The sequence below is a fragment of the Patulibacter americanus DSM 16676 genome (assembly GCF_000420025.1).
Lineage (GTDB): Bacteria > Actinomycetota > Thermoleophilia > Solirubrobacterales > Solirubrobacteraceae > Patulibacter > Patulibacter americanus.
Genome location: NZ_ATUD01000001.1, coordinates 532,828 through 558,900 on the forward strand (window position 1 = coordinate 532,828; position 26,073 = coordinate 558,900).

The following is a 26,073-nucleotide window of genomic DNA, read 5'->3' on the forward strand; positions in this document are numbered from 1 at the left end:
GAAGCTCTGGCCCGTGACCGCTGCCGTCGTCGCGATCGCCGCGTGCATCGGCGGTGTGGTGGCCGCGGCCGGTCCGGATGGCACGGCCTCGGCCGCCTCGGGCTCGCCCACGCCCGCCACCGCGAAGGTCACGCGGGGTCGCCTCTCCGACAGCGTCGCCCTCGACGGCACGCTGACCTACCGCGCGCGTCCCGACGGCGCGCCCCACGCCGTGATCAACCGGGCGGGCGGGACCTACACCGCGTTGCCCGACGTCGGCGACCGGATCGGCTGCGGCGCGGCGCTCTACCGGGTGGACGACGACCCGGTGCTGCTGCTCTGCGGCACCGTCCCGGGCTATCGCGACCTGGAGGAGGGTGACGAGGGCCGCGACGTGCGCCAGCTCAACCGCAATCTGCGCCGACTCGGCCATGACCATGCCGCGGGCGTGCGGCTGCGCCGCGACGACGACGCCCGCTTCACCTGGCGGACGACGGCGGCGCTGCGGCACCTCCAGCGCGCGCGGGGCCTCGGCCGGTCGGGGCAGCTCGACGCCGCCGACGTGGTGGTCCTCCCGCGGTCCGTGCGCGTGGCGGCGGTACGCGCCCCTCTGGGCGGCGCCGCCCGGCCGGGGGCCACCGTCGCACAGGCGACGTCCGACGCGCTCGAGGTGCAGGCGTCGCTGGCCGGTGCGCAGCAGGGCCTGGTCCGGCGCGGCGCCCGCGCGCAGGTCACGCTCCCGGGCAACCGTCCGGCCGCGGCCCGGGTCGACCGGATCGGCCGGGTGGCGCGCACCGCGGAGGAGGACGACCCGGGCGCCGAGGCCACGATCCCCGTCTTCCTGCGGCTCGACGACCCCCGCGAGGCCCGCGGGCTCGACGCCGCCCCGGTCGGCGTGGAGATCACGACGGAGGGCGAGGAGGACGCGCTGAGCGTGCCCGTCACCGCGCTCGTCGGACGGCCCGGGGGCGGCTTCGCGGTCGAGGTGGTGCGTCCGGGCGGCGGGCGGGCGTCCGTCGCCGTGCGACTGGGCCTGTTCGACGCCACCGGAGGGCGCGTCGCGGTGCGGGGGCCGTTGCGGGCGGGCGACGACGTGGTGGTGCCCGCCTCATGAAGGGCGACCACGTCCTGGAGCTCGACGGCGTGACCAAGCTGTACGGCGAGGAGCGCGCCGGCTCCTCGCCGGTGCCCGCCCTGCGGGGCGTCCGCTTCGCCGTCCAACGCGGCGAGCTGGTGGCGATCGTCGGGCCCTCGGGGTCCGGCAAGTCCACGCTCCTGCACGTCATGGGCACGCTCGAGCCGCCCACCACGGGCGTCGTCCGCATCGACGGGATCGACCCCGCGGGCCTGGGTGACCGCGAGCTCTCGTGCCTGCGCGCACGGTCCATCGGGTTCGTCTTCCAGCAGTTCTTCCTGGCGGAGCACGCGACCGTGCGCGAGAACGTCGCCGACGGGCTGCTCTACGCCGGCGTCCCGGCGACGGAGCGCAACGCGCGGGCCGACGAGGCGCTGCACCGCGTCGGCCTGGCCGACCGCGCGGGCTTCCGACCCCCGCAGCTCTCGGGCGGCCAGCGCCAGCGCGTAGCGATCGCCCGCGCCCTCGTCGGACGTCCGGCGATCGTGCTCGCCGACGAACCGACCGGCAACCTCGACAGCACCACGGGGGCGTCGATCATGGCGCTGCTGCGCGAGCTCCACGCCGAGGGCGCCACCATCGTCCTCATTACCCACGACCCGGGCCTCGCCGACGCCCTGCCGCGCCGCATCCGGATGCTGGACGGGCGGGTGGTCGACGACACGGCGTGGCCCCCGACCGCGGGGACCTCGACTGCCGATGCCGCGCGCGCGAACGGCGCTCCCGCATGACGCCGCATCCCGGACGCCTCTCCCCCCGCGACGTCGTGCGGACCGCGAGCGTCGGCCTGCGCGCCCGGCCGCTGCGCGCCGCGCTCTCCGCGCTCGGGATCGCGATCGGCACGGCGGCGATCGTCGCGATCCTCGGGTTGTCGTCCTCGTCCCAGGCGGGGCTGCTGGCGGAGATCGACCGGCTCGGGACGAACCTGCTGACGGTCGAGGCCGGGCAGCGCCTGACGGGCGGCGAGGCCCGCCTGCCGCTCGAGGCGCCGGCCCGGATCGGGCGACTGACCGGCGTCCACCGGGCCGCGCACACGGGACTCCTCAAGGACACGAACGTCTACCGCAGTCCCCTCGTCCCCGAGGCGAACTCCGGCGGCCTGCAGGTGCGCGCCGCCAGCCTCGACCTGCCCGTCGTGCTCGGCACGTCCGTCGCGCACGGCCGCTGGCTCAACGCGGGGACGGCCCGCGTGCCGGTGACGGTGCTGGGGTCGGCCGCGGCGCGCCGGCTGGGCGTCGACCGCGTCCGGCCCGGACAGCGGATCTGGCTGGGCGAGCGGTGGTTCGCGGTCGTCGGCATGCTCACGCCCTCGCCGCTCGCGCCCGAGGTCGACAGCTCCGCCCTCGTCGGCTACCCCGCGGCCGAGCGCTACCTCGGCTACGTCGCGGTCGCCCGCGGCGCGCAGCACCCCGGCCCGCCGAGCACGATCCACGTACGCACCGCCACCGGGCGCGAGGCGGCGACACAGGCGCTACTCGCCCCCACCGCCAACCCGTTCGCACCGAACGAGGTGAACGTGAGCCAGCCGTCCGACGCGCTGACCGCCCGGGCCGCCGCGGCGGGGGCGTTCGACAGCCTCTTCCTCGGGCTCGGCGTCGTCGCCGTGATCGTCGGCGCCGTCGGCGTGGCGAACATCATGGTCATCTCCGTCCTGGAGCGCCGGTCGGAGATCGGCCTGCGGCGCGCGCTCGGGGCGACGAAGGGCCAGATCCGCACCCAGTTCCTCGGCGAGGCAACCCTGCTGGGGCTGCTCGGCGGCGTCGTCGGCGTGCTGGCCGGGGTCGCGGCAACCGTCGTCTACGCCGGCACGAAGGGCTGGGCCGTCGTGGTGCCCGTCGAGGCGTGGGCGGGCGGGATCGCCGCGGCGCTCCTCATCGGCGCGATCGCGGGGCTGGTGCCGGCCGTCCGGGCGTCGCGGATGCCGCCGACGGTGGCGCTGCGGACGGCGTGAGGGAGGGGAGCCGTCGGCCGCAGTGGGACAGCACGCTCAGGGCGCGGACGTGCCCGACGAGGGCGCGCATGTCCTCCGCGTCGCCCGTCACCAACGGGAGCCCGAGGTCCGCCGCGGTCGCCGCGCTGATCGCGTCCAGCGGCGTCGCCCGACGGCCCCCACCGCCACCCTCAACGCCCGCCCGGCGTCACCAGCCCGCTCTCGTAGGCCAGGATCACGGCCTGCACGCGGCTGCGCAGGCCGAGCTTGGCCAGCACCGCGCTGACGTGGCTCTTCACGGTCGACTCCTCCACGTGGAGCGAGGCCGCGATCTCCGCGTTCGAGCGCCCCGTGGCCAGCTGGAGCAGGACGGCGCGCTCGCGCTCGCTGAGCATCTCGAGCGCACGGCCGCGCTCGGGGTCCGGGGCGATCTCGGCGAAGCGAGCGATCAGCCGCCGGGTGACCTCGGGGTCGACGAGGCCCTTACCGCCCGCGACCGCACGGAGCGCCTCTACGAGCACCTCGGGCTGCGCGTCCTTCAGGAGGAACCCCGCGGCGCCGGCGCGCAGGGCGCCGAACACGTACTCGTCGAGGTCGAACGTCGTGACGACGAGGACGTCGATCCGCTCGGCCGGCGGCACGTCGGGGCCGGCCAGGGCACGCGTGGCCTCGAGGCCGTCCATCCGCGGCATGCGGACGTCCATGAGGACGACGTCGGCGTCGCGACGCCGCGCGAGCGCGACGGCCTGCATCCCGTCCTCGGCCTCGCCCACGATCTCGATGTCGGGCTCGGACTCCAGAAGCACGCGGAAGCCGCCGCGCACGATGGCCTGGTCGTCGGCGATCAGGACGCGGATCATGTGCCCGGCGTCGCCGGCGCTCGTCGCGGTACTCACGCGCGCCTCGCGATCGGCAGGCGCGCCTGGACCCGCCAGCCGCCGCCCGCAGCCGGACCGGCGGTGAGCGAGCCGCCGAACTGCGCCGCGCGCTCGCGCATCCCGCCGAGCCCGTGCCCCCGGCCGTCGTCGACCGGGGTGCGTCGGCCGTCGTCACGTACATCGACCTCGAGTTCCGCGGGGGTCGCCGCCACGCGGACGGCCACGTGCGCCGGACCGGCGTGCTTGACGACGTTGCTCAGCGCCTCCTGCACGATCCGGAACGCCGCGGTCTGCACGAGCGGGGGGACCGCGGCCGCATCGCCCTCGCGCACCAGGTCGACGTGCAGGTCGCCCTCGCGCAGCCGACCGACGAGCTCGTCGAGGTCGTCCAGGCGCGGCTGCGGGCGCAGGTCGGCCTGCTCGTCGGCGGAGCGGATCCGGCCGATCGCCTCCCGCGTCTCCCCCAGCGCTCGGGTCGCGAGCTCGTCGATCTCGCGCAGCGCCTCGCCGGCCCGCGGCGGGTCGCGCTCCAGCAGCCGCCGGCCGGCGCGGGCCTGCAGGGCGATGCCGGCCAGGGCGTGGCCGACGACGTCGTGGACCTCGCGGGCGATCCGCACCCGGTCCTGCGCGACGGCCTCGCGGGCCTCGACGGCGCGCAGGGCGTCGAGCTCGCGGTTGCGCCCGTGGAGCGTGCGCAGGGTGTCACCGATCGCGGCGGCCAGTCCGCCGAGGACGATCGAGGTCGAGAGCTGCACGGACATCCCGGGCTCGCCCTGGAAGGCCAGCACCGTCGACGCCCCGGCCAGGACTGCGAACAGCACCCCGGCGGCCACGGCGCCGCGGCGGTCCGTCAGGTACGCCATCGACGTGGCCGCGAAGACGAGGCCGAGACCCGCCGCCGCCGCCGCGTAGCCGATGCCCGCCGCGACGACCAGCGCGACGCCGGTGACCAGTACGACACCGAGCGGGGAGCTGCGGCGCAGCGCGATCGGGGCCGTCGAGAGCAGCGCGAGCAGCACGGCCCAGCCGTCGGGGTCGTGCTGCACGCCCACGCCCGGCGACGGCGCCGTCCCCAGCACGGTCGCGACGCCGAACAGCGTGACGACGGCGGCGAGGAGCAGATCGCCGCGTGTGGGACGGACCCATCTCATCGGTCGAGCCTACGGCCGGCGGCGCGCGGACGCCTCCAACTTTCGAGGGATCGACGACTCCCCTCGCGGCCGATGACCAACGGCCCCCGTGGGCCCAGGATGAAGAGGCCCCTTCCCCCGTCCCCGCCCGGTTGCCCCGGACCTCGACTCCCGACCCGCAAGGTCTCCCATGCTCGCCCGCATCGTCCGCTACTCCACCAGTCGCCCCAAGCGCGTGATCGTCGCCTGGCTCGCCGTCTGCATCGCGCTCGGCGTGCTCGGAGGCTTCAAGGCCTACAGCGTCACGACCGACGACACGGCGCAGTTCCTCCCGAAGGGCTCCGAGTCCGCGCAGGCCGTGAAGTACGGGCAGTCCGCGTTCGGCGTGCAGAAGGGCACGGCCACGGTGACCGTCCTCGTCAAGCGCGAGGACGGCGCGGCGCTCACGCGGGGAGACCGCGCCGAGGTCACCGCGCTGACCGGGCAGATGCGCCGGTTCAAGCCCGACCTCGAGCCCCTGAAGAGCGAGACGGAGGGCATGGACCCGGCCGAGCGCGCCGGCGGGGTCGTCGACGCGGTCGCCGGACCCGTCGCCGGCGAGGGCCGGTTCCAGCTCGTGGCGGTGCAGTGGAAGGCCAACACGACGGACCCCGTCGCGCAGAAGGCCTACGAGCAGTTCCGCGACCGGATCGGCGACGCGGCCGCGGAGCGCGACCTGCGGGTCGGGCTGACCGGCGGGATCGCGACCGTCACGGACGCCCTGAAGGCGGGCGAGGTCCGCACCTACATCGGCCAGGGCCTGCTCTTCGGCTCCGTCCTCGTGCTGTCGTTCCTGTTCCTCCGCGGCGTCCTCGCGGCGATCCTGCCGCTGCTGACGATCCTCGTCGTGGCCGGCGGCGCGACGGGCCTCATCGTGGGCTCCGCGCTCGTCTTCGGCTTCCAGCTCGACCAGAGCACGCCGCAGCTCATCACCGTCGTGCTGCTCGGCATCGGCGTGGACTACTTCCTGTTCCTGCTCTTCCGCGTGCGGGAGCGGCTGCGTGCCGGCGACGACCGCCGCACGGCGGCCACCAACGCCGGCGTGCGCGTGGCCCCGGTCATCGCCTCGGCGGCGCTGGCGATCGTCGCCGCGTTCGCCACCCTCGGCCTCGCCGAGTTCGGGCAGTTCCGCGTGCTCGGCCCGTCCGTCGCGATCGCGGTGCTCGTGATGCTCGCCGCCGGCCTGACGCTCATGCCCGCCATCACCGCGGTCACGGGACCCAAGATGTTCTGGCCGTCGAAGACGTGGCGGCAGGAGCCGGCCGCCGGCCCCGCCGCACGCCTGGGCACCGGCATCGCCCGCCGACCCGCCCGCACGGCGCTGATCGTGACGGCCCTGCTCGTCGCCCTCGCCGGCGCGGCCCTGGGCACGAAGATGGACTACGACCTGAGCTCGGGCGGCCCCGACACCGCCGCCACGCGGACCGCCGACGAGATCTCGGCCTCGCTCCCCGAGGGCGCCAGCGACCTGCAGCAGGTCTACGTGCGGTCGGACGCGCCGCTGACGCCGGCCGCGCTGCAGCCGCTGCGCCGCAGCCTGGCGGGCGTGGAGGACGTCGGCACCGTCGCCGAGCCGGTGCTCACGGAGGACGGGCGCGGCGCGCGGATCGACGTCGCCCTCGACGTGCCGTCGACGACCGCCGAGGGCATGGCGATCGCCCGCGGACCGCTGCGCGAGGCGGCCCGCGACGCGACCCCGCCGTCGGCGACGGTCCTGGTCGGCGGCACCGCCGCGGTCTTCGCCGACGTCAGCGACTCCATCGACCGGGACCTGAAGCTCGTCTTCCCGATCGCCGCGGGCCTGATCTTCCTGATCCTCGTGGTGGTGCTCCGCAGCGCGCTGGCCCCGGTGTACCTGCTGGTCGCCGTCGCGCTCGAGTTCGCCGCCAGCCTCGGCGCCGCGACCCTGGTGTTCCAGACCATCGGCGGCGCGAGCGGCGTCGCGTTCACCCTGCCGCTCGTCCTGTTCCTGTTCGTCGTCGCCCTCGGCACGGACTACAACATCCTCATCACCCACCGCCTGCGCGAGGAGCTGCTCGCCGGCCGCTCGCCCCGCCAGGCCGTCGCCGAGGCCGTGCGCCGCACCGCGCCGACGATCGCCGCCGCGGGCCTCGTCCTCGCCGCCTGCTTCGGCACCCTGATGCTCGAGTCCGACGAGAGCGCCAAGCAGATGGGCTTCGCGATGGCGTTCGGCATCCTCCTCGCCTCGCTCGTGGTCTCGACGATCCTCGTGCCGGCGATCACCGCGCTGGTGGGGACGCGAGCGTTCTGGCCGTCGCGGGCGGGCGAGGGCTCCGCGGACGGCCGGGGGCGCGGGGACGGCGGTCGCACGCCGAGCGCGACGACCAGCGCCGACGGACGGCCGCGTGAGGCCACCCCGGCCACGACGATGTACACCTCGACGACCCCGCAGGATCGAGACGTGGATCGACCGCGCTCCAGGCGGACGATGTAGGTCTCGTCCCGGAACGGTCCGACGAGACGTACATCGTCGGGCCCGCGCGGGCTCCGCCCCTACCGCAGCCCGCCGGCCACGTGGAACCCCGCGGCCTGCACCGTGTTCTCCAGCAGGCAGGCGATCGTCATCGGGCCCACGCCGCCGGGCACGGGCGTCAGGTGGCTCGCGACGGCGAGCGCCTCCTCGTGCGCGACGTCGCCGACGAGGCCGTCGGGGGTGCGGGTGATGCCGACGTCGATGACCACCGCCCCCGGCTTGATCCAGTCACCGCGCACGAGGCCCGGGACGCCGGTGGCGACGATGAGGACGTCGGCGCTGCGGCACGCACCGGGCACGTCGACCGTCTCGTGGTGGCAGGACGTGACCGTGGCGTTGGCCGCGAGCAGCATCTGCGCCATCGGCTTGCCGAAGAGGTTCGAGCGGCCGACGACCGTCGCCTCGAGGCCCTCGAGCTCGACGCCGACCTCCTGCAGCAGCAGCATCACGCCGCTCGGGGTGCACGGGCGCAGGCCCTCCATGCCGAGCGCCAGGCGGCCGGCGGAGGGGACGGTCAGGCCGTCGACGTCCTTGCCCACGGCCACCGCGTTGGCCAGCTCGACGCCGTCGAGGTGCGCCGGCACCGGCAGCTGGCAGATGATCCCCGACACGCGCTCGTCGGCGTTGAGCTCGGCGATGAGCGCCAGGACGTCCTCGCGGGACACGTCGGCCGGCAGGCGGTGGTCGAAGCCCTGGATGCCGACCTCGGCGCACGCGCGCTGCTTGCCGCCGACGTAGACCTGCGAGGCGGGGTCGTCGCCGATGAGGATCGTGGCCAGTCCGGGCGGGTGGCCGTGCTCGTTCCGGAACGCCGCGACCTCCTCCGCCACCTGCGCCCGCAGCCGCGCCGCGATCGCCTTGCCGTCGATGAGCTGCGCCGTGCCGGTGGTCCCCGCCGTGGTGCCCGTGCCGGGGGTCGCGGAGGTGTCTGCTGCCATGGGGAAAGAGTGCCGCATCGGGGGCCGCGGGGCCGGGTGGCCGCCGGCCGCAACGTCGGCTCGGCGGCGCCCACACCCAGCAGGAGTGCCCGTCGGCCGCGAAGGACACGTCCATGCCCGGGGGGACGCTCCCCCGGGACCGGCGCGGCGCCGCTTGTCCCCCGGCCCCGTGCCCGGGAGGATCGCGGGATGCCGTCGTTCTTCGAGATGCCGCCCCCGCCGGTCCTGGGTCACGTCGCCAAGCAGCCGCGTTACAAGCGGCCGGGCTGGCAGGGCCGACCGACGGGCGAGATGCCCGGGGTGGTGCCGGTCGAGGCGGTCATCGCCGCTACGGAGCGCGTCGCGGTCGCCGTCTCGGCGGTCTTCGTCTACGCCGACGGCCTGTCCTTCGACGTCGTCGTGATGTCGTCCCTCGACGAGCCCGACGACGGGCCCGACGTGGACCCGATGCTCTACACCCACCACCACGAGCCGATCTCGGGTGCGATCCCGGACGAGATGCTGCGCATCGGCGTGGCGCTCTCCGACGGCCGCAAGGCGACGAACCTGACGCCGCCCCCGTTCCGGCCCGTCGGCGACGACGTCGTCGTGCTCCGCCCCGGCGGGGGCGGCGGGTCGAGCGAGCGGTACGAGCAGACCTACTGGGTGTGGCCGCTGCCCGCCGACGGCGCCCTGACGATCGTCTGCGAGTGGCCCGCCCACGGCGTCCCGGAGACGGCCTACGACCTCGACGGTGCCGCGGTGCTGGCGGCGGCCAATCGGTCCCGGGTCGTCTTCTCCGACGACCACCTGCCGGAGTTCCCGGAGCCGGGCACCGGTGGCGGTGGGTGGGCGTCCTACTCCTGAGGGGCGCGGAGACCGCACGGGCCTCCGGCTCTCCGGCGATCGCCGAGCAGCCGCCGACCCGTCGGGTCGGCCCCGGACCACTCCGTCGACCCGCGACCCGGGTTACGGTGGACACCGTCCCGCGAGCACCAGGAGTCCCGATGCACCCGACACGACGTTCCGGCGTCCCCGCCGCAGCCCTCGTGCTGCTGGCCGCCGGCCTGGGGGCCGCCGCGCCCGCCACCGCCGCGGGACCCCCGACCTGGGCGGGAACGACGAAGGCGGCGTTCGGCGGGGACTCCTTCGTCGTCGGGCCGGTCTCGGACGGCCGGCGCCTCTGGACACTCGAGCTCGCGGCCCAGCACCCCGCGCTGCTGCGCTCCCGCTCGATCCGCACCGGCCGGCTCGTGAGCAGCGTCCGCGTCGAGGTCCCGCGCAACGCGAGCGCGACGGTCGTCGGGCAGTCCGAGGAGGCCCCGGCCCCCCAGCTCGTGATCGGCAGGAACGTCGGCGCCGTCACCGGCACCTGGTGCGACGTCGAGGAGGACGAGCGCGGCGGCGGGGCCTGATGCGTCGGTGCGCGCTCGTTCTACGCCCGGTTCTCGCTGCGCACCGGCCGGGCCCGGGACGGGAAGCTGACCGCCGCGCCGCGGGAACTCGTCGGCGGCGACCGGCCCACGGAGCTCGTCCGTCGTCCCGGCCGCACGACGGCCCTTCGCGACGTCGTGACCCGCAGGACGGTGCTCACCGCGCCGGGGAACGCGGACGACTTCGAGGGCGCCGGCCGGTTCGTCGCGTGGAAGGTCGGTTCTTCCCGCTGGGGCTGGGACGCCATGCGGGTCGTCGAGCGCGACACCGGACGCCGGCGCTACAGCCTGCCCCTCCGACGGATCATGGACGCGGTGGGCCGGAAGACCGGGGACGACGCGCCCTGGCCGGACGTCGCGACGCTGACCCCGGGCGGCACCGTCGACCTGCACGTCTTCTACTACGCGCGCCGCCTGCGCCCGGTGTTCGTCGATGAGCGCGGGCGCGTCCGTCGCCTCGAGGCGACGTTCCGGGACGCCACCGCGTTCACGACCCGCGTACGAGGCGGGCGCGTGCTGGTCAGCGCCGAGAGCGACGGCGATCCCAGGGACGGGTGCGTCCGCACGTCCTCCTGGCTGACCGATCGCACCGGACGGGTCGGCACGACCTTCCGGACGGTGCGCGCCACGAAGCGCCTGCGCCTGTCCAACGATCCCGTGTTCGTCTCCCCCACGGCGATCCTGTGGGGCGAGCAGAACGACAACGGCGGCCCCTTCCCGTACCGCTACCGCGTGCTCCCCGACGCCCGCGACCTGCCGCTGACGACGGGCGGCCGCCCCGCCTGCTGACCGGTCGGTGCCCCCGGCGGTGGCCCGCAGGGGGCGGCGACGCGTGCCCGAACATCCGCTGTTGCCGCACGGAACTCGACCGGAATCGTGCCGAAGCAGCGGAGTGGGTGCAACGTGCACCCACCAGCGCTACCGTGGACCGATGAGCACGATCATCCAGGTGCGTGGCGTCCCCGACGACGTTCGAGACGCCCTGGCGGCCGCCGCCGCGGAGGAGGGGCTCTCGCTCACGAGCTACGTGCGCCGGGAGCTCGAGCACGTCGCCCGTCGCTCGGAGCGCGTGCGGAGCAACAAGGCGGTCGTGCGGGCCACGAAGGACCGCGTCGGCACGGTCGTCGACCGGGAGACGATCCTCGAGACCCTGCGCGCGGGACGCCCCGGGTGAACGTCGTCGACGCGGGCGTCGTCGTCGAGCTCCTCGTCGGCTCCCTCGACGGCGACGCCTTGGGCGCCGAGGACCTCGCGGCCCCGCACCTCATCGACAGCGAGGTGACCAACGTGCTGCGCGCTCTTGCTCGCCGGGGCGCCTTGGACGACGTGGCGGCCGCCGCGGCCCTGGACGGCTTCGCCGCTCTAGACATGGATCGGTTCGGTGCTGAGGCCCTACGTCCGCGGATGTGGGACCTGCGCCACAACCTGAGCGCGTACGACGCCACCTACGTCGCGCTCGCCGAGGCGGCGGACGCGACGGCCCTGCTGACGACCGACCGGCGACTCGCCGCGGCGACGGGCATCCGCTGCGCGGTGCGCGTGCTCTGAGGCGCGCACTGGCGCCCCGCCCCCAGATCCGGCAGATTGCCCCCATGGTCCGCGTCGCGTCCCTCGCCCTGGCCCCCGTGAAGGGCATGCGCCTGGTGTCGGCCGACGCGCTCGAGCTGACGCCGGGCGGGGTGACGGGCGACCGGGCGTTCCTGCCCGTCGACCCGGACGGCGCGCTGCTGTCGACGGAGCGCACGCCCGGGCTGCTCCAGGTCGTCCCGGAGTTCGACGCGGCCCGCGGGGTGCTCACGCTCAGCTTCCCCGACGGCCGGAGCGTGGCGGCCGAGACGGCGGGCGGCGAGCGCGGGCAGACCGCGCTCTACAACGGGCGGGTGGTCCCGGGGACGTTCGTCGGAGGCGACCTCGCGGCCGCGCTCTCCGACCACCTGGGCCGGCCCGTGCGGCTGCTGGCCCGCGACCTCGCGCACCCCGGGGCGGACGACGCGCCCGTCTCGCTCGTCTCGCGGGCGTCCTGCGCCGCTCTGGCCCCGGAGCTCGGCGGCACGGAGCCCGACGCCCGCCGGTACCGCATGGCGATCACCGTCGAGGGCCCGCAGGCGTGGGAGGAGGACGGCTGGGTCGGCGGCGAGCTGCGCGTCGGGGAGGCCACGCTGCGCGTGTCCGGCCGCATCCCCCGCTGCGTCGTGACCACGCACCACCCGGAGGACGGCCACCGCGACGTGCCGGCGCTGAAGGCCCTGGCCACCGTGCGCGGCAAGAAGGACGTGTACCTCGGCGTCTGGTGCGAGGTCGTCGCACCGGGCACCGTGGCGGTGGGCGACCAGGTCTCCGTCGCGGTGCCGGTGGGCGCCTCGGCCTGAACGGCCGGGCCGCCGTCCCGGTCTACGGCGCCGCGACGGGCGGCGAGACCACGGTGCGGTCGGGGCCGGCGGCCTTCGCGGTGCAGAGCGCGGTGTCGGCGGCGAGGAACGTGGTGCGGACGTCGCCCGCGACGAGCGCCACGCCCACGCACGCGGTCAGCGGGGGCACCGCCACAGCGATCTCGCCCCGCACGCGCCGGGCCAGCGCGACGGCCTCGGTCCGGGTCGCGCCGGGCAGGACGACGGCGAACGCGTCGCCCCCCACCCGCGCGAGCGTGTCTTCCGGGCCGACGCACGCCGCCATCGACTCGGCGGCCCGGCGCAGCAGGTCGTCGCCGACGGCGGTCCCGTGCAGGGCGTTGCGGCGCGCGAAGCCGTCCAGGTCGACGAGCAGCAGCGCACCGCAGGGGGCGGGCCGCTCGGCGATCAGCCGGCGTAGGGCGTGCTCGGCCACCCGGCGGTCCACGGTGTGGGTCAGCGGGTCGCGGAAGGCGAGCTCGCGGTAGGCCGCCGACCGCCGGACGTGCGTGCGCGCGAGGTGTGCGACCTCGTCGGCCACCCGCGCGAGCCGCTCGACGACGGGGTCGGGCTGCTCCGAATCTTCGAGGGGGATCGGCGGATCCTCGTCGTCGCGGACGAGGATCCCGGCGCCGGGAGGGGGCACCTGGGGCGGGTCGGCCAGCAACGCCTCGACCTGGTCCACGACCTCCATCGTGGACCGCACGTGGGGGTAGCCCGCGGCGTGCAGCCGCGGCGGTACGGCCCGGCCGCCCAGCATGATCCGGGCGTCCGGCGCCTCGAGGTGGACGGCCTGCAGCGCCTGGAGGAGCAGCCCGCCCCCGTCCTGGGTCCCGTACGCCAGGCCGACCACCGCCGGCCCGTGGCGCGCAACGAACCCGCGCAGGCTCTCGACCGGCACGTCGTCACCGAGGTAGAGCACTTCGAACCCCGCGCCCTCGAGCACGTCCGAGGCCATCTGCAGCCCGAGGACGTGGCGCTGCCCCTCGACCGCCGCGAGCAGCACCCGCTCCCGGGCGTGCCCGCGCGGGCGGCGGGCGGTCATCGCGTCGAACAGCCGCACGAGCACGCGCTGGCTGATCGACGTCGCGAGGTGCTCCTCCGCCACGCCGATGACGCCGGACTCCCACAGGTCGCCGATCCGCTCCATCGCGGGCGCGATCACGCGGGCCTGGACCGCCTCGGGCGCCATCCCCTCGGCGAGCGCGTCGGCGACCACGCGCTCGGCGGCCCGGCCGTCGCCGACCCGCAGCACGTCGCCGTAGCGGCGGGCCAGGACGACGTGCCGGCGCTCGGTGGTCACCGCGGGTGAGGGGTCGGGGGCGTCATGGGGCCACGCCCGCCCCGCGCCGGCCGGCGGGGCGAGGGCCCGACCCTACGCACCGTCGCGCGTGCCTCTCGGCGAAACGACGACGTCGGGTGATGTATCTCCTGACCACCGGCGGCCCCGGACGTTGTGCAGGTGCGGACCCGATCGGAATCCCCGATCGCGCGAACCACGCCCCCTCACCCTCACCGACCCCCAGCGCAACGAGACCGCAATGGCCACCCACCCGAAGCTCGAGGATGCGACGCGTCGAGAGCAGCACGACCTCGACCTGCTGCACCGCTACCACGACCACCACGACCTGGGAGCACGCGACGAGCTCGTCGAGCGCTGCCTGCCCCTGGTGGCCTCGATCGCCCGGCGCTACGCCACGGGCACGAAGGGCGAGCCGCTCGAGGACCTGATCCAGGCCGGCTCGATCGGCCTCGTCAAGGCGATCGACCGGTTCGACCCGTCCGTCGGCGCGAGCTTCGTCGCCTTCGCCGTGCCGACGATCCGCGGCGAGATCCGCCGCCACTTCCGCGACCACACGTGGGCGGTGCACGTCCCCCGCTCCGTGCAGGAGCTCGACGCCCGGATCCACGCCCACCGCCGCACGGTGCAGGCCGAGACGGGCCGCGACGCCACGCCGGACGAGCTGTGCGAGGCGCTGGGCGCCACGCCGGACGAGGTCGCCGAGGCGCTCGCCGCCGGCGACGCGTACTCCGCGCTGTCCCTCGACCAGCCCGACGACGAGGGCCGCGAGCTCCTGGCGGGCTACGGCGAGGCCGAGCCGGGCTACCGCCGGGTGGACGACCACAGCGTGATCGTGCAGGCGCTCGACGTGCTGGACCAGCGCTCACGCGCCGTCATCGAGGCGCGGTTCTACGACGAGGAGCTGCAGCGCGACATCGGCGAGCGCATCGGCGTCTCACAGGTCCAGGTGTCGCGGATCATCGCCACCTCGATCGACCGGATGCACCGGACCGTGGCCGAGCGCTCGGGGCCGGTCGCGGCCTGAGCGGGCGGGCGACGGGCGGCGAGGCGTCGGTAGCGGCGGTCGGCGCGCGCCGACCGCCGTCCCGCCACCGCCCGGGCGCGACCCCGGCGACCGGCGCCGGGGCCTGCGGCCTCAGCTCTGGGGCTGGGGAACGATGCGGATGTAGGGCTTGGGGGACTCCCAGCCCTCCGGGTACTGCTCCTTCGCGGCCTCGTCCGAGACGGAGCCGGCGATGATCACGTCGTCGCCGTTCTGCCACTGCGCCGGAGTGGCGACCTTGTGGTTCGCGGTCAGCTGCAGCGAGTCGATGACGCGCAGGACCTCGTCGAAGTTGCGACCCGTGGTCATCGGGTAGATCAGGACGAGCTTGACCTTCTTGTCCGGGCCGATGACGAAGACGTTGCGCAGCGTCTGGTTCTGCGCGGCGGTGCGGTCCGTCGGGTCGCCCGAGACGTCGGCGCCGAGCATGCCGTAGGCCTTCGAGACCTCGTGGTCCGTGTCGCCGATGATCGGGTAGTTCGGCGCGGTGCCCTGCGTCTCGCCGATGTCCTTGCCCCACTCCGCGCTGCCCTCGACCGGATCCGTCGACAGCCCGATGATCTTCACGCCGCGGCGGTCGAACTCCGGCTTGATCGACGCCATGTAGCCGAGCTCGGTGGTGCAGACCGGCGTGAAGGCGCGCGGGTGCGAGAAGAGGACGGCCCAGGAGTCGCCGATCCACTCGTGAAAGCGGATGCGGCCCTCGGTCGTGTCGACCTCGAAGTCCGGTGCGGTGTCGCCGATGGTCAGTGCCATGTGGGGTTTCCCTCTCGTGGACGCGCAATGACGTATTGCGGATACGGTTTCGAACCATACCCGCTGACTCGGCCCTTCGGAACCCCTGGCGCGGGGGCGGCCGGCAGCCGTGGCGGGCGAAACATGGCCCCTAGGTCGTACCGCCGGACGTCCGCGTCGCCCGATCGGCCGATGCCCGACCCGGACGAATGGCCAGAGCGCGTACGCGGTCGCCCCCGGGGCCCTAGGATCGCCGACGACCCGCTTCGCTGGTCACCAGGGAGCTCTGGGCACGGTCGACGATTGGGGGATCACGACCGTGCCCCGAGCCCTCGTTTGCTCCTCCGGGCTCCGGGTACGCACGACGCGCCAGCGTCGTCCCCCGGAGGTCCGCCATGTCACCCACGCGGCCGAGTGCCCGCCCTACCGTCGATGTCCGCCGCTCCACGCTCGTGGGCGTGCTGCTCGGCCTGGGCACCGTGGCGTTCGTGGACGAGGCGGTCTTCCACCAGATCCTCCACTGGCACCACTTCTACGACCGGTCCACCCCGGACTGGGGCCTCGTCTCCGACGGCCTGTTCCACGCGTTCAGCGTCGCGTGCCTCGTCGGCGGGTTCTTCCTCTTCTCCGACCTGCGCCGGCGTGACGCGGTGTCCAAGCTGCACCAGGCCGCGGGCTACTGTCTCGGCGTCGGCGGGTTCCAGCTCTACGACGGGCTGGTCCAGCACAAGTGGTGGGGCCTGCACCAGATCCGCTACGGCGTCGAGATCACGCCCTACGACGTGGCGTGGAACGTCGTCGCCGGGGCCGTCCTGGTCCTTGGGGTCGTCCTGCTGCTCCGCGCCCGTCGACGGACCGCCGCACCGGCGTGAGCGCCGCGGGTCCCGTCCTGCTGGTCGGCCTGCTGGCCGGCCTCTACCTCGCCGGGCTGCGGTCGCTCCGCCGTCGGGGTCGGCCGTGGGACCACCGCCGCACGGTCGCCTTCGTCGCGGGTTGCGCGACGCTGCTCGTGGCGCTCGCCTCGCCGCTGGCCGCGCGCGACGACGAGTTCCCGGTCCACATGGCCCAGCACCTGCTCTCCGGCATGCTGGCCCCGGCGCTCCTGGCGCTGTCGGCCCCGGTATCGCTCGCGCTGCGCACGGCGCCCCGCCCGGTACGCGCCCGCCTGCTCGTCCTGCTCCGCTCGCGCGTCGTCGGCGTCCTCACGCGTCCCGTCGTCGCGGGCACGCTCAACGTCGCCGGGCTGTGGGTGCTGTACCTGACCCCGCTCTACGCCGCCACGCTCGAGCATCCGCTGCTCCACGAGGCCGTGCACGTCCACGTCGTCCTGGCCGGCTGCCTGCTCGCGTGGCCGCTGATCAGCCCGGATCCCGTCCTTTCCCGCGGGGCGTTCGGGACGCGCCTGACGGTGCTGATCGTGACCGCCGGGCTGCACGCGGCGCTGGCCAAGCTGCTCTACGCCGGGCACCTCGGCGGCGGGCTCGGCGCCACGATGGCCGCCGACGAGCTGCACACGGGGGCACTCGTCATGTCCTACGGCGGCGACCTCGTCGACGTGCTGCTCCTGATCGCCCTCTTCTCGGGCTGGCACGCCGACCGCGGGCGGGCCTGGGCCCGGGAGCAGCGGCGGGCCGCGGCGGTCGCCGTCAGGCCGAGCTGACGCGCGCGCCGAGCAGGAAGTTCTCGACGGCGACGTCCGGCTCGGTGCCGCCTGCGGACGTCCCCGCGGCCGGGATCGACCACCGCTACGCCGTTTCGATCACCACCCATGGCGACTCGCGCATGCTCGACCACGCGAACCGCCCGGTGTCGTGGGCGGGTTGACGTAACCCAGAACCGAGACGTGGTGTTTCGATCATGAGAGCGTGTTGACGCCGTCATCCGAATGGTTGATGCTGGGCCCCTGATGATGCGTACGTCGGTCGCCCAGGAGCCCACGGCTCCTGCCGGCGTCACCCCTGAGCTCCTGTCCTCCGATCCGGAGGAGCTGCGGGCCGAGATCGAGGCCCTGCGGAGCGAACTCTCCACGCTGCGGGCGCTGCGCCAGCGCGACCAGGCCACCGCTCGCGGGCTGGGCGTCTCGCTCCAGCAGCTCCGGCGCGGCGCCCTGGCGCTGCGGGCCGAGAACGAGGAGCTCCGCCGGGCGCTCCACGCCGCCCGCGGCACGAAGCGCCGCTGAGCGGCGCTACATCCGAAACAGCGGTCGCGAGACGGGCTCGAGCGGGGCGTTCGCGCACGCGTCGAGCGCCAGGCCGACGACGCGCCGGGTGTCGCGCGGGTCGATGACGCCGTCGTCCCACAACCGCGCCGAGGCGTAGATCGGGTTGCCCTGCTCCTCGAACTGCGCGCGCAGGCGGTCGCCGAACGCCCGGCGGTCCTCCTCGGGCCACGTTTCCCCCCGCGCGGCGAGCTGGTCGTCGCGGACGGTGGTCAGGACCGTCGCGGCCTGCTCGCCGCCCATCACCGAGATCCGCGCGTTGGGCCACATCCAGAGGAACCGCGGCGAGTACGCGCGGCCGCACATGCCGTAGTTGCCCGCCCCGTACGAGCCGCCGATGACGACGGTCAGCTTCGGCACCCGCGCCGTCGACACCGCGGCGACCATCTTCGCGCCGTCCTTCGCAATCCCGCCCGCCTCGTACTCCCGACCGACCATGAAGCCCGCGACGTTCTGGAGGAACAGCAGCGGGATGCCGCGCTCGTCGCACAGCTCGACGAAGTGCGCGCCCTTCAGGGCGCTCTCGCGGAAGAGGATCCCCTGGTTGGCGAGGATCCCGACGGGGTGGCCGTGCACGTGCGCGAACCCGCAGACGAGCGTCTCGCCGTAGAGCGGCTTGAACTCGTGGAACTCCCCACCGTCGACGATCCGGCCGATCGCCTCGCGCACCTCGTACGGCTCGCGCGGGTCGGTCGGGACGACGTCCAGGATCGTGTCGGGGTGGTGCGCCGGAGGGACGGTCGGGCGGACCTCCCACGGCGCGACCGTGCCGGCGGGAGCGACGGTAGACGCCGGCGCCGGCCCTGCGGACGTCGAACCGTCGGACGGGGACGGACCGGACGCCGCGACGCGCGCCGGCCCCGCCTGACGTCCGCGCGGCAACGTGTCGACGATCCGCCGCACGAGCTGGAGTGCGTGCGCGTCGTCCTCGGCCAGGTGGTCGACGACGCCCGAGGTGGTGGCGTGCAGCTCGCCGCCGCCGAGTTCCTCCGCCGTCACGGTCTCGCCCGTCGCCGCCTTCACGAGCGGGGGACCGCCGAGGAAGATCGTCCCCTGCCCCCGCACGATCACGGTTTCGTCGCTCATCGCCGGCACGTACGCCCCGCCCGCGGTGCAGGAGCCCATGACGGCCGCGATCTGGGCGATGCCGGCGCGGGACAGGTGCGCCTGGTTGAAGAAGATCCGTCCGAAGTGCTCCTTGTCCGGGAACACCTCGTCCTGTCGCGGCAGGAACGCGCCGCCGGAGTCCACGAGGTAGACGCAGGGCAGCCGGTTCTCGAGCGCGATCTCCTGCGCGCGCAGGTGCTTCTTGACCGTCAACGGGTAGTAGCTGCCGCCCTTGACGGTGGCGTCGTTGGCGACGATCACCACCTCGCGACCGTGCACCCGGCCGATCCCGGCGACGACGCCCGCGGCGGGCACGTCGTCGTCGTAGACCTCCTCGGCGGCCAGCGGCGCGAGCTCGAGGAACGGCGAGAACGGGTCGATCAGCCGGTCGATCCGCTCGCGCGCCAGGAGCTTGCCGCGCGCGGTGTGGCGGTCGCGGGCGCGCGGCCCGCCGCCGCCCGCGATGCGCGTGAGCCGCGCCTGCAGGTCGTCGATCAGCGCGAGGTGCCGCTCCCGGTTCGTCGCCGGGGCGGCCGGGGACGGCGTGGCATCGGCCGGGGTCGGATGGTGGTCCGCCGCCGGGCCCGCCGGCGTGGTCGCCTCGTCCGTCATGCGCCTTCCTCCTCGACCGCCGCGAGCGTCTGCCCGCGCGCGACGTGCTCCCCGACCGCGACGTGGATCGCGCCGACGACGCCGTCGTGCGGCGCCGCGACGTCGAGCTCCATCTTCATCGACTCCAGGACCACGAGCGACTGGCCCGCGACGACGCGGTCGCCCGGGGCGGCGCGCACCGCGAGAACCACACCGGGCAGCGGCGCCGCGAGCCCGCCGGCGGCGGCGGACGGGCCGCCCGTGGCCTCGGGGGCGTCGCGCCAGGACCACGCGTCGCCGCCCGTGTGCAGCCACGTCCACGGGCCGTCGTGGGCGACGGTCGCGCGCGGGTCCGGGGCGGCCACGGTGGGAGCGCCCGATCCGTCGTCCCCCACCACGACCTCCACGCCGCCGGGGACCGCGCGGGCGCGCACCGCCACCGGCGCGTCGTCCGGGTCGAGCAGGTCGAGGTGCGTCCAGCCCGGCACCCCGGAGCGCCAGGAGTCCGCCAGGCCGAAGGGGCCGGGGTCGGCCGCGGCGACCTCGGCGTGCCGCGCGGCCACGAGGGCCCGGAGCGCCGCGTCGCGCGCGTCGGCGGGGGGCGCCGCCAGGGCGGCCGCGGCGTCCGGGTCGGCGAGCAGCTCCTCGACGAGCGTCGTGGTCAGCGCGTCGTCGGCGACCTCGGGCCGGGCGAGCAGGCGGCGGAGGAACCCCACGTTCGTCTCGACCCCCAGCAGCACGAGGCCCGCCAGCGCCCGGTCCAGCCGGGTCAGCGCCTGGGCCCGGTCGCGGCCGTGGGCGATGACCTTCAGGAGCATCGGGTCGAACGCCGTGGTGACGGCCGTGCCCGCGGCGATGCCGCTGTCGACGCGCACCCCCGCCCCGGCCGGCTCCGCGTAGGCCAGCACGGGGCCGACCGCCGGGAGGAACCGGGCGGACGATCTGGTGCCGGGGGACGCGGCCCTCGCGGGGCCGTGGGCTGCAGACCCCGCGGCGCCGGAGGGCGCAGCCGCCGTGCCACCGGGGGACGTGGACGCCACCGGGCCGGAGGGCGGCGCCAGCGCGACGCGCTCCGCCGTGATCCGCGCCTCGATCGCGTGGCCGACGGGCTCGGGCGGCCCCGCGGACGGGTCGTCGTCCAGCGGCTCCCCGTCGGCGATCCGCAGCTGCAGCGCGACGAGGTCCAGGCCGTGCACCAGCTCGGTGACGGGGTGCTCCACCTGCAGCCGGGCGTTCATCTCGAGGAAGAAGAACGGGCGGTCGCCGGCGCCGTCCGACGCGCCGCCCCGGCCGTCGCCCTCCGTGCTCGCCGCGCCACCCGAGACGTCGAGCAGGAACTCCACCGTGCCGAGGTTGCGGTAGCCCGCGGCCCGCGCCAGGCGCACCGCCGCGTCGTGCAGCGCGCGGCGCTCTCCGGGCGAGAGGCACGCGGCGGGCGACTCCTCGAGCAGCTTCTGGTGGCGGCGCTGCAGGCTGCACTCGCGCTCGCCGATCGCCCACGCGCCGCCGTGCTCGTCGAGGGCGACCTGCACCTCGACGTGCCGGGCGGGGGCGATCAGCCGCTCCACGAGCAGCTCGCCGCGCCCGAACGCGGCGGTGGCCTCGCGCCGTGCGGCGTCGACCGCGGCCGGGATCGCGGCGGCGTCGTCGACCCGCCGCATGCCCTTGCCGCCGCCGCCCGCCGAGGCCTTGAGCAGCAGCGGGAGCCCGGCCTCGTCGGCGAACCGCGCGACGGCGTCGGCATCCACGTCCGTGCCGCGCAGACCGGGCACGACGGGCACGCCGGCCTCGCCCGCCGTCGCCTTCGACGCGATCTTGTCGCCGAGCAGCTCGATGGCGGCCGGCGGCGGGCCGATCCACGTGATCCCGGCGTCGACGAACGCCTGCGCCGCGTCGGCCCGCTCGGCCAGGAACCCGTAGCCGGGGTGCACGGCGTCGCAGCCCTGGTCGGTTGCCACGCGCGCGAGCTGCGCGACGTCGAGGTACGGCGAGCCGCCGCCGGGCGGGGGCGCCAGCGCCACGGCGACGTCGCACGCGTGCACGTGCGGCGCCCCGGCGTCCTCCGGCGCGTGGACGGCGACGGACGCGACCCCCAGGCGGGTCAGCGTGCGCGCGATGCGCACGGCGATCTCGCCGCGGTTGGCGATCAGGACGCGCTCGGGCACGGGTTCCTCGGGTCGCCGGCCGGCCTACGCCAGGACCGCGCGCGAGATCACGAGCTGCTGGACCTCGTCCGTGCCCTCGCCGATCGTGAGGATCTTCGCGTCGCGGTAGTGGCGGCACACGGGGTACTCCTCCATGTAGCCGTAGCCCCCGTGGATCTGCACCGCCTCCTCCGCGGCGCGCACCGCTAGGCGCCCCGTCTTGAGCTTCGCCTGCGCGGCGGTGAGCGAGAAGTCGCGGCCCGCGTCCTTCAGCGCCGCGGCGCGGTAGACGAGCAGCCGGGCGGCCTCGATCTCGGTCGCCATGTCCGCGATCTTCTGCTGGATCTGGCCGAAGCGGGCGATCGGGCCGCCGAACGCGTTGCGGCTCTTGGCGTAGGACGCGGCCTCGTCGAGGCACCCCTGCGCCAGGCCGAGGCCCATAGCGGCGACGCCGATCCGGCCGCCGTCGAGGATCTTCATGAACTGCCTGAAGCCCTGGCCTCGCGGGCCCAGGAGCTGATCTTCCGGCACCTGCACGCCGGCGAAGCTCAACGGGCGCGTGTCGGACGCGTTCCATCCCATCTTGCGGTAGGGCTCGCCGGGCTCGTAGCCGGGCGTGCCGTTCTCGACGATGAGGTTCGAGATCTCGGGGCGGCCGTCCTCGCGCGTGCCGGTGATCGCGGTGATCGCGACGTGGCCCGAGATGTCGGTGCCCGCGTTGGTGATGAACTGCTTCGTGCCGTCGATCGTCCACGTGCCGTCCTGCAGCGTCGCGCGCGTCGACAGCGCAGCGGCGTCGGAACCCGCGCCCGGCTCGGTCAGGCCGAACGCGCCGAGCTTGCGGCCGGCACAGAGGTCGGGCATCCAGCGCTGCTTCTGCTCCTCCGTGCCGAAGGCGTTGATGGGCTGCACGCCGAGCGAGGTGTGCGCGCACATCGTGATCGCGACGGACGAGTCGATCCGCGTGAGCTCCTCGACCGCCACGGCGTACTGCAGCGTCGTGCCGCCCGAGCCGCCGTGCTCCTCGGCGAACGGGATGCCCATCCACCCCAGCTCGCCCATCTTCGCCACCAGCGCGTAGGGGAACGCCTTCGTGCGGTCGAGCTCCTCGGCCACCGGGGCGACCTCGTTGACGGCGAAGTCGCGGACCGTCCGCTGCAGCTCGCGGACGTCCTCGGGCAGGTCCAGGTCCATGGAGATGCTTATACCGACTGGACGGTCGAAGTTTCAAGCGGGATGATGTCGCCCGATGCCCGCCCCGCCCAAGAGCCCCGCCCTCCGCGAGCGCTACGACGCCCGCCAGCGCGACGTCATCGACGCGTGCGCCCGCGTCTTCGCGGAGCGCGGCTACGACGGCACCTCGGTCGACGACCTCGTCGCGGCGACGGGCCTGGCGCGCGGCGGGCTCTACCACTACATCGGGTCGAAGTCGCAGCTCCTGACGCGCATCCTGGAGGACCTGATGGCGCCGCTGCTCGAGCGCGCCGCCGCGATTGCCGAGGGGCCGGACGCGCCGGCCACGGCCGAGGAGCGCCTGCGCGAGCTGACCCGCGTCTGGATGCGCCGGGTCGAGTCGCACCGCCACCACGTCCAGGTGTTCCACCGCGAGCGCCGCACCCTGGAGCGCGAGCCCGGCTGGGACGCCGTGCGCGGCGACCGCGACCGCTTCGAGCGCCTGCTCACCGGGGTGCTGCGGCAGGGCGCCGACGCCGGCGAGTTCGTCGTCCCCGACCCGGCGCTGGCCGCCCTCGGCCTGCTGGGCATGGTCAACCACACCGCCCTGTGGTTCACCCCGGGCGGGCGGCTGAGCGCCGACGAGGTGGCCGACGGCTTCGTCGACCTGCTGCTCGACGGCATCCGCCGGGGTTGACGGCGACCTCACCCGTTCCCGCCGCCGGCCGCCACGCTGGTAGAACGCCCGCATGCCGGACGCCGCCCCCGCCCCGCCGCTCGTCCGCACCACGGTGCTCGACGGGATCGCCACGATCGCGATGGACGACCCCGGCACCCGCAACGCGCTCTCCGACGAGATGCTCGACGCGCTCATCGCCGCCTTCGAGACCGCGCGCGACGACGAGCACGTGCGCTGCGTCGTCCTGTCCTCGACCCACGACCGCACGTTCTCCTCCGGCGGCAACCTCGGCGGGTTCGCGGAGCAGCTGCCCCTCGCCCACAAGCACGCGGGGATCGCCCGGTTCCCCCGGCTCTTCCGCCTGATCATCGACCTGGGCAAGCCGACGATCTGCCGCGCGAACGGCCACGTGCTGGCGGGCGCGCTGGGCATCGCGCTGGCCTGCGACCTCGTCGTCGCGAGCGAGGACGCGACGTTCGGCACCCCCGAGATCAACGTCGGGGTCTTCCCGTTCATGATCATGGCGCTGATCTACCGCGACGTCGGCCGCAAGAAGGCGACGGAGCTGCTGCTCCTGGGCGAGCGGATCGACGCCCGAGAGGCCGAGCGGATCGGCATCGTCAACCGCGTCGTCCCCGCCGCCGAGCTCGACGACGCCGTCGGGGCGTGGGCCGCCAAGCTCGCACGCTCCTCCCCGCTGCTCCTGCGCATGGGCAAGGACGCCATCTCGCGCCAGATGGACATGCCCCTCGACGACGCCCTGGACTACCTCCGCGCCCAGCTCGCGATCGCCTTCTCGACGGAGGACATCCAGGAGGGCGTGGCCGCGTTCTTCGCCAAGCGGGATCCCGTGTGGCGCGGGCGGTGAGGGTCGAAGGCGATCTGGCCGCTGCTACCGCGGACCTGCCGTGTGGCCGGCCGGACTCGCGTACAACTCACTGATGGGCCCGTCGACCGCCGATCCCGCCCCGCGCCCGCAGACCGCCCCGCGCCGCCGCCACGGCGGCCGACGCGGCGCGCTCCCCGCGGTCGCCGCCGTGGCCCTGGCCGTGGCCCTCGCCGGCTGCGGCGGACAGGGCGCCGAGCAGGAGCACGGCGAGGCCGGTGGGACGACGGCGAAGCCCGCCGCCACGGCCACCGTCCCGACGCAGACGTCGCAGGCCGGGCTCGTCGACCGGGCGTTCGTCGCCCAGATGATCCCCCACCACGAGATGGCCGTCGACATGGCCCGCGAGGCACCGGAACGGGCCGAGCACGTCCAGCTCCGGACGCTCGCGCGGTCGATCACGACGGACCAGGAGCGGGAGATCGACGCCCTCCGCGCCGCCGCCAAGCGCCTCGGCGTGCAGCCCGCAGCGGGGCACGGTGCGCACGCCACGATGGAGGCCGACGCCAAGACGCTGGGCCTCGCCATGGACGACATGGGGATGAGCATGGAGGGCCCGGACCTGGCGACCGCGAAGCCGTTCGACCGGGCGTTCATCGACGCGATGGTGCCCCACCACCAGGGCGCGATCCGCATGGCGCGCGCCCAGCTGGCGCGGGGCGAGGACCCCGAGCTGCGGAAGCTCGCCACCGCGATCGTGACCGCCCAGGAGCGCGAGATCCGCCGCATGAACGCCTGGCGGACCCAGTGGCACGGCGCGGCGTCTCCGGCGGGTGGCGTCCCGCCGGCCTGAGACCGGCGATGGCCGCCGGGGCCGACCGGCCCCGCGACGCCCGCGGGGCGCGGTCTAGAGCCCGAAGCGCGCCCAGGTGGCGCGCTCCTCGAGGGCGCGCAGCGCCTCCGGGACGAGGTCGGGACCCAGCGCCGCGGCGGGGCCGAAGGCCGTCGACGAGCCCTGGCCCAGCAGCCGGCTCGCCAGGCCCTTGCTCGACGAGACGGGCACGATCTTCGCCTTCGGCCAGCGCTCGGAGAGCACGCCCCGGAGGGTGCCCAGGCCGTCGACGAGGCCGAGCTCCTTCGCCCGGCCGCCCGTCCAGACCTCGCCGCTGAACGCCTTCGCCTCGTCGTCCGACAGCCGGTCGCCGCGGCGCTCGCGCACCCAGTCGGTGAACAGACGGTGGAGCTCCTCGAGCTCGCCGCGCAGCCACGCGACGTCGTCGGGGTCCTCGGGACGGAACGGGTCGAGGCGGGCCTTGTTCTCGCCCGCGGTGTAGAGGCGCCGCTCGATCCCGTAGCGCTCGATCGCCTCGTCGAGACCGAAGCCGCCGCTGACCACGCCGATGGAGCCGACGAGCGACGTCGGGTGGGCGATGATCTCGTCGGCCGCGCAGGCCAGCCAGTAGCCGCCGGAGGCCGCGACGTCCTCGCAGAAGGCGATGACGGGCACGCCCTTCTCGGCCGCCAGGCCCCGGATGCGGTCGGCGACCAGGGCGGACTGCGTCGGCGCACCGCCCGGCGAGTTGATGGCGAGGGCGACCGCCTGCAGGCCGGGCAGGCCGAACGCCTTCTTCAACGGCGACTCGAGCCGCTCGAGCGAGATCCCCGTGCGCCGCATCCCGCCCGACGCCGAGATGACGCCCTCCAGCCGGACCACCGCGATCTGGCGCTCCGGCAGCGGCAGGCGGCTGCGCACCTCGTCGGGGATCGGGAGGCGACCGGCGATGTCCGCGAGGTTCATCCGCGGATCGTAGTGCGGGCAGGACGGGGCCCCCGCCGGCGCCCGCGATCGGTGCGGGCTCGGAATCGGGCTGGGTCCGTGGTCCGGCACGGACCGTGACGGTTTCGCAACACCTGTCCACCAGGGTGATGTCCG

The 26,073-nt window shown here is 75.2% G+C and carries 26 protein-coding genes; 17 read left to right on the plus strand and 9 right to left on the minus strand.

Annotated elements, in window-relative coordinates; all coding sequences use genetic code 11:
• Positions 1-13 precede the first annotated feature (13 nt).
• The 3 genes from F593_RS0102605 to F593_RS0102615 are packed head-to-tail and all read left to right on the plus strand — an operon-like array spanning position 14 to position 3,065.
• A complete protein-coding gene (locus F593_RS0102605; RefSeq protein ID WP_169449141.1) occupies positions 14-1,093 on the plus strand; it encodes a peptidoglycan-binding protein in 1,080 nt (359 codons plus the stop codon).
• Positions 1,090-1,845 (plus strand): ABC transporter ATP-binding protein, encoded by a 756-nt coding sequence (locus F593_RS0102610; RefSeq protein WP_022927206.1) that lies wholly within the window; start codon positions 1,090-1,092, stop codon positions 1,843-1,845. The genes F593_RS0102605 and F593_RS0102610 overlap by 4 nt, the downstream gene beginning before the upstream one ends.
• Positions 1,842-3,065: an ABC transporter permease gene (locus F593_RS0102615; protein ID WP_028721362.1), complete on the plus strand. Its 1,224-nt coding sequence runs from the start codon at positions 1,842-1,844 to the stop codon at positions 3,063-3,065. The genes F593_RS0102610 and F593_RS0102615 overlap by 4 nt, the downstream gene beginning before the upstream one ends.
• Before the next feature lie 170 nt (positions 3,066-3,235).
• Here the strand turns inward: F593_RS0102615 and F593_RS0102620 are convergent, their stop codons facing one another.
• Both F593_RS0102620 and F593_RS21905 read right to left on the minus strand, forming a co-directional pair.
• Complete coding sequence (locus F593_RS0102620) at positions 3,236-3,904, minus strand: response regulator (RefSeq protein WP_022927209.1); 669 nt, start codon at positions 3,902-3,904, stop codon at positions 3,236-3,238.
• A 32-nt stretch (positions 3,905-3,936) separates the two neighbouring features.
• Positions 3,937-5,073: a sensor histidine kinase gene (locus F593_RS21905; protein ID WP_022927210.1), complete on the minus strand. Its 1,137-nt coding sequence runs from the start codon at positions 5,071-5,073 to the stop codon at positions 3,937-3,939.
• A 169-nt stretch (positions 5,074-5,242) separates the two neighbouring features.
• Between F593_RS21905 and F593_RS21910 the strand changes: the two genes are divergently transcribed.
• Positions 5,243-7,546, plus strand: coding sequence for an MMPL family transporter (locus tag F593_RS21910; protein WP_022927211.1), 2,304 nt, complete (start codon positions 5,243-5,245; stop codon positions 7,544-7,546).
• Positions 7,547-7,605: 59 nt separating this feature from the next.
• Here the strand turns inward: F593_RS21910 and F593_RS0102635 are convergent, their stop codons facing one another.
• The gene (locus tag F593_RS0102635; RefSeq protein WP_022927212.1) at positions 7,606-8,523 is read right to left on the minus strand and encodes a bifunctional 5,10-methylenetetrahydrofolate dehydrogenase/5,10-methenyltetrahydrofolate cyclohydrolase; all 918 of its coding nucleotides are present in this window, start codon (positions 8,521-8,523) and stop codon (positions 7,606-7,608) included.
• Positions 8,524-8,712: 189 nt separating this feature from the next.
• Here F593_RS0102635 and F593_RS0102640 point away from each other — a divergent pair, with 189 nt between their 5' ends.
• The 6 genes from F593_RS0102640 (at position 8,713) to F593_RS27690 (ending at position 12,304) form a co-directional block, all read left to right on the plus strand.
• Positions 8,713-9,369, plus strand: coding sequence for a hypothetical protein (locus F593_RS0102640; protein WP_022927213.1), 657 nt, complete (start codon positions 8,713-8,715; stop codon positions 9,367-9,369).
• Between the two features lie 140 nt (positions 9,370-9,509).
• Positions 9,510-9,917 carry a hypothetical protein gene (locus F593_RS0102645; RefSeq protein ID WP_022927214.1) on the plus strand — a complete coding sequence of 136 codons (408 nt, stop codon included), beginning with the start codon at positions 9,510-9,512 and terminating at the stop codon, positions 9,915-9,917.
• Positions 9,918-10,073: 156 nt separating this feature from the next.
• Entirely contained in the window at positions 10,074-10,724 is a 651-nt protein-coding gene (locus tag F593_RS0102650) for a hypothetical protein (protein ID WP_157251500.1), read from the plus strand.
• Between the two features lie 142 nt (positions 10,725-10,866).
• Positions 10,867-11,109, plus strand: a complete 243-nt coding sequence (locus F593_RS0102655; protein ID WP_022927216.1) for a FitA-like ribbon-helix-helix domain-containing protein — start codon at positions 10,867-10,869, stop codon at positions 11,107-11,109.
• A complete protein-coding gene (locus F593_RS0102660) occupies positions 11,106-11,483 on the plus strand; it encodes a type II toxin-antitoxin system VapC family toxin (protein ID WP_022927217.1) in 378 nt (125 codons plus the stop codon). Before F593_RS0102655 ends, F593_RS0102660 begins: the two co-directional genes overlap by 4 nt.
• 44 nt (positions 11,484-11,527) lie before the next feature.
• Positions 11,528-12,304: an MOSC domain-containing protein gene (locus F593_RS27690; protein WP_022927218.1), complete on the plus strand. Its 777-nt coding sequence runs from the start codon at positions 11,528-11,530 to the stop codon at positions 12,302-12,304.
• A 22-nt stretch (positions 12,305-12,326) separates the two neighbouring features.
• Here the strand turns inward: F593_RS27690 and F593_RS27695 are convergent, their stop codons facing one another.
• Positions 12,327-13,625 carry a diguanylate cyclase domain-containing protein gene (locus F593_RS27695; RefSeq protein WP_051160377.1) on the minus strand — a complete coding sequence of 433 codons (1,299 nt, stop codon included), beginning with the start codon at positions 13,623-13,625 and terminating at the stop codon, positions 12,327-12,329.
• A 238-nt stretch (positions 13,626-13,863) separates the two neighbouring features.
• Between F593_RS27695 and F593_RS0102680 the strand changes: the two genes are divergently transcribed.
• Positions 13,864-14,649, plus strand: coding sequence for a SigB/SigF/SigG family RNA polymerase sigma factor (locus tag F593_RS0102680; RefSeq protein WP_028721364.1), 786 nt, complete (start codon positions 13,864-13,866; stop codon positions 14,647-14,649).
• A 111-nt stretch (positions 14,650-14,760) separates the two neighbouring features.
• Here the strand turns inward: F593_RS0102680 and F593_RS0102685 are convergent, their stop codons facing one another.
• Complete coding sequence (locus tag F593_RS0102685; RefSeq protein ID WP_022927220.1) at positions 14,761-15,423, minus strand: peroxiredoxin; 663 nt, start codon at positions 15,421-15,423, stop codon at positions 14,761-14,763.
• A gap of 374 nt (positions 15,424-15,797) precedes the next feature.
• Here F593_RS0102685 and F593_RS0102690 point away from each other — a divergent pair, with 374 nt between their 5' ends.
• The 3 genes from F593_RS0102690 to F593_RS0102700 all read left to right on the plus strand — a co-directional run bounded on the left by F593_RS0102690 (position 15,798) and on the right by F593_RS0102700 (position 17,581).
• Positions 15,798-16,274, plus strand: a complete 477-nt coding sequence (locus F593_RS0102690; RefSeq protein ID WP_022927221.1) for a DUF2243 domain-containing protein — start codon at positions 15,798-15,800, stop codon at positions 16,272-16,274.
• Complete coding sequence (locus tag F593_RS21930) at positions 16,271-17,062, plus strand: cytochrome c oxidase assembly protein (protein WP_022927222.1); 792 nt, start codon at positions 16,271-16,273, stop codon at positions 17,060-17,062. The genes F593_RS0102690 and F593_RS21930 overlap by 4 nt, the downstream gene beginning before the upstream one ends.
• 246 nt (positions 17,063-17,308) lie before the next feature.
• Positions 17,309-17,581 (plus strand): hypothetical protein, encoded by a 273-nt coding sequence (locus F593_RS0102700; protein ID WP_022927223.1) that lies wholly within the window; start codon positions 17,309-17,311, stop codon positions 17,579-17,581.
• Positions 17,582-17,587: 6 nt separating this feature from the next.
• Here the strand turns inward: F593_RS0102700 and F593_RS21935 are convergent, their stop codons facing one another.
• The 3 genes from F593_RS21935 to F593_RS0102715 are packed head-to-tail and all read right to left on the minus strand — an operon-like array spanning position 17,588 to position 22,656.
• The gene (locus F593_RS21935) at positions 17,588-19,339 is read right to left on the minus strand and encodes a carboxyl transferase domain-containing protein (protein WP_022927224.1); all 1,752 of its coding nucleotides are present in this window, start codon (positions 19,337-19,339) and stop codon (positions 17,588-17,590) included.
• A complete protein-coding gene (locus tag F593_RS0102710) occupies positions 19,336-21,483 on the minus strand; it encodes an acetyl/propionyl/methylcrotonyl-CoA carboxylase subunit alpha (protein WP_022927225.1) in 2,148 nt (715 codons plus the stop codon). Before F593_RS0102710 ends, F593_RS21935 begins: the two co-directional genes overlap by 4 nt.
• Before the next feature lie 24 nt (positions 21,484-21,507).
• Complete coding sequence (locus F593_RS0102715) at positions 21,508-22,656, minus strand: acyl-CoA dehydrogenase family protein (RefSeq protein ID WP_022927226.1); 1,149 nt, start codon at positions 22,654-22,656, stop codon at positions 21,508-21,510.
• 55 nt (positions 22,657-22,711) lie between these two features.
• Between F593_RS0102715 and F593_RS0102720 the strand changes: the two genes are divergently transcribed.
• The 3 genes from F593_RS0102720 (at position 22,712) to F593_RS21940 (ending at position 24,993) form a co-directional block, all read left to right on the plus strand.
• The gene (locus F593_RS0102720) at positions 22,712-23,332 is read left to right on the plus strand and encodes a TetR/AcrR family transcriptional regulator (RefSeq protein WP_022927227.1); all 621 of its coding nucleotides are present in this window, start codon (positions 22,712-22,714) and stop codon (positions 23,330-23,332) included.
• A 52-nt stretch (positions 23,333-23,384) separates the two neighbouring features.
• Positions 23,385-24,182, plus strand: a complete 798-nt coding sequence (locus F593_RS0102725; RefSeq protein ID WP_022927228.1) for an enoyl-CoA hydratase/isomerase family protein — start codon at positions 23,385-23,387, stop codon at positions 24,180-24,182.
• Between the two features lie 73 nt (positions 24,183-24,255).
• Positions 24,256-24,993 (plus strand): DUF305 domain-containing protein, encoded by a 738-nt coding sequence (locus tag F593_RS21940; protein ID WP_022927229.1) that lies wholly within the window; start codon positions 24,256-24,258, stop codon positions 24,991-24,993.
• A 54-nt stretch (positions 24,994-25,047) separates the two neighbouring features.
• Here F593_RS21940 and F593_RS0102735 read toward each other — a convergent pair whose 3' ends face one another.
• On the minus strand, positions 25,048-25,938 hold the full coding sequence (locus tag F593_RS0102735; RefSeq protein WP_022927230.1) for a S49 family peptidase: 891 nt from the start codon (positions 25,936-25,938) through the stop codon (positions 25,048-25,050).
• Between the last annotated feature and the right edge of the window lie 135 nt (positions 25,939-26,073).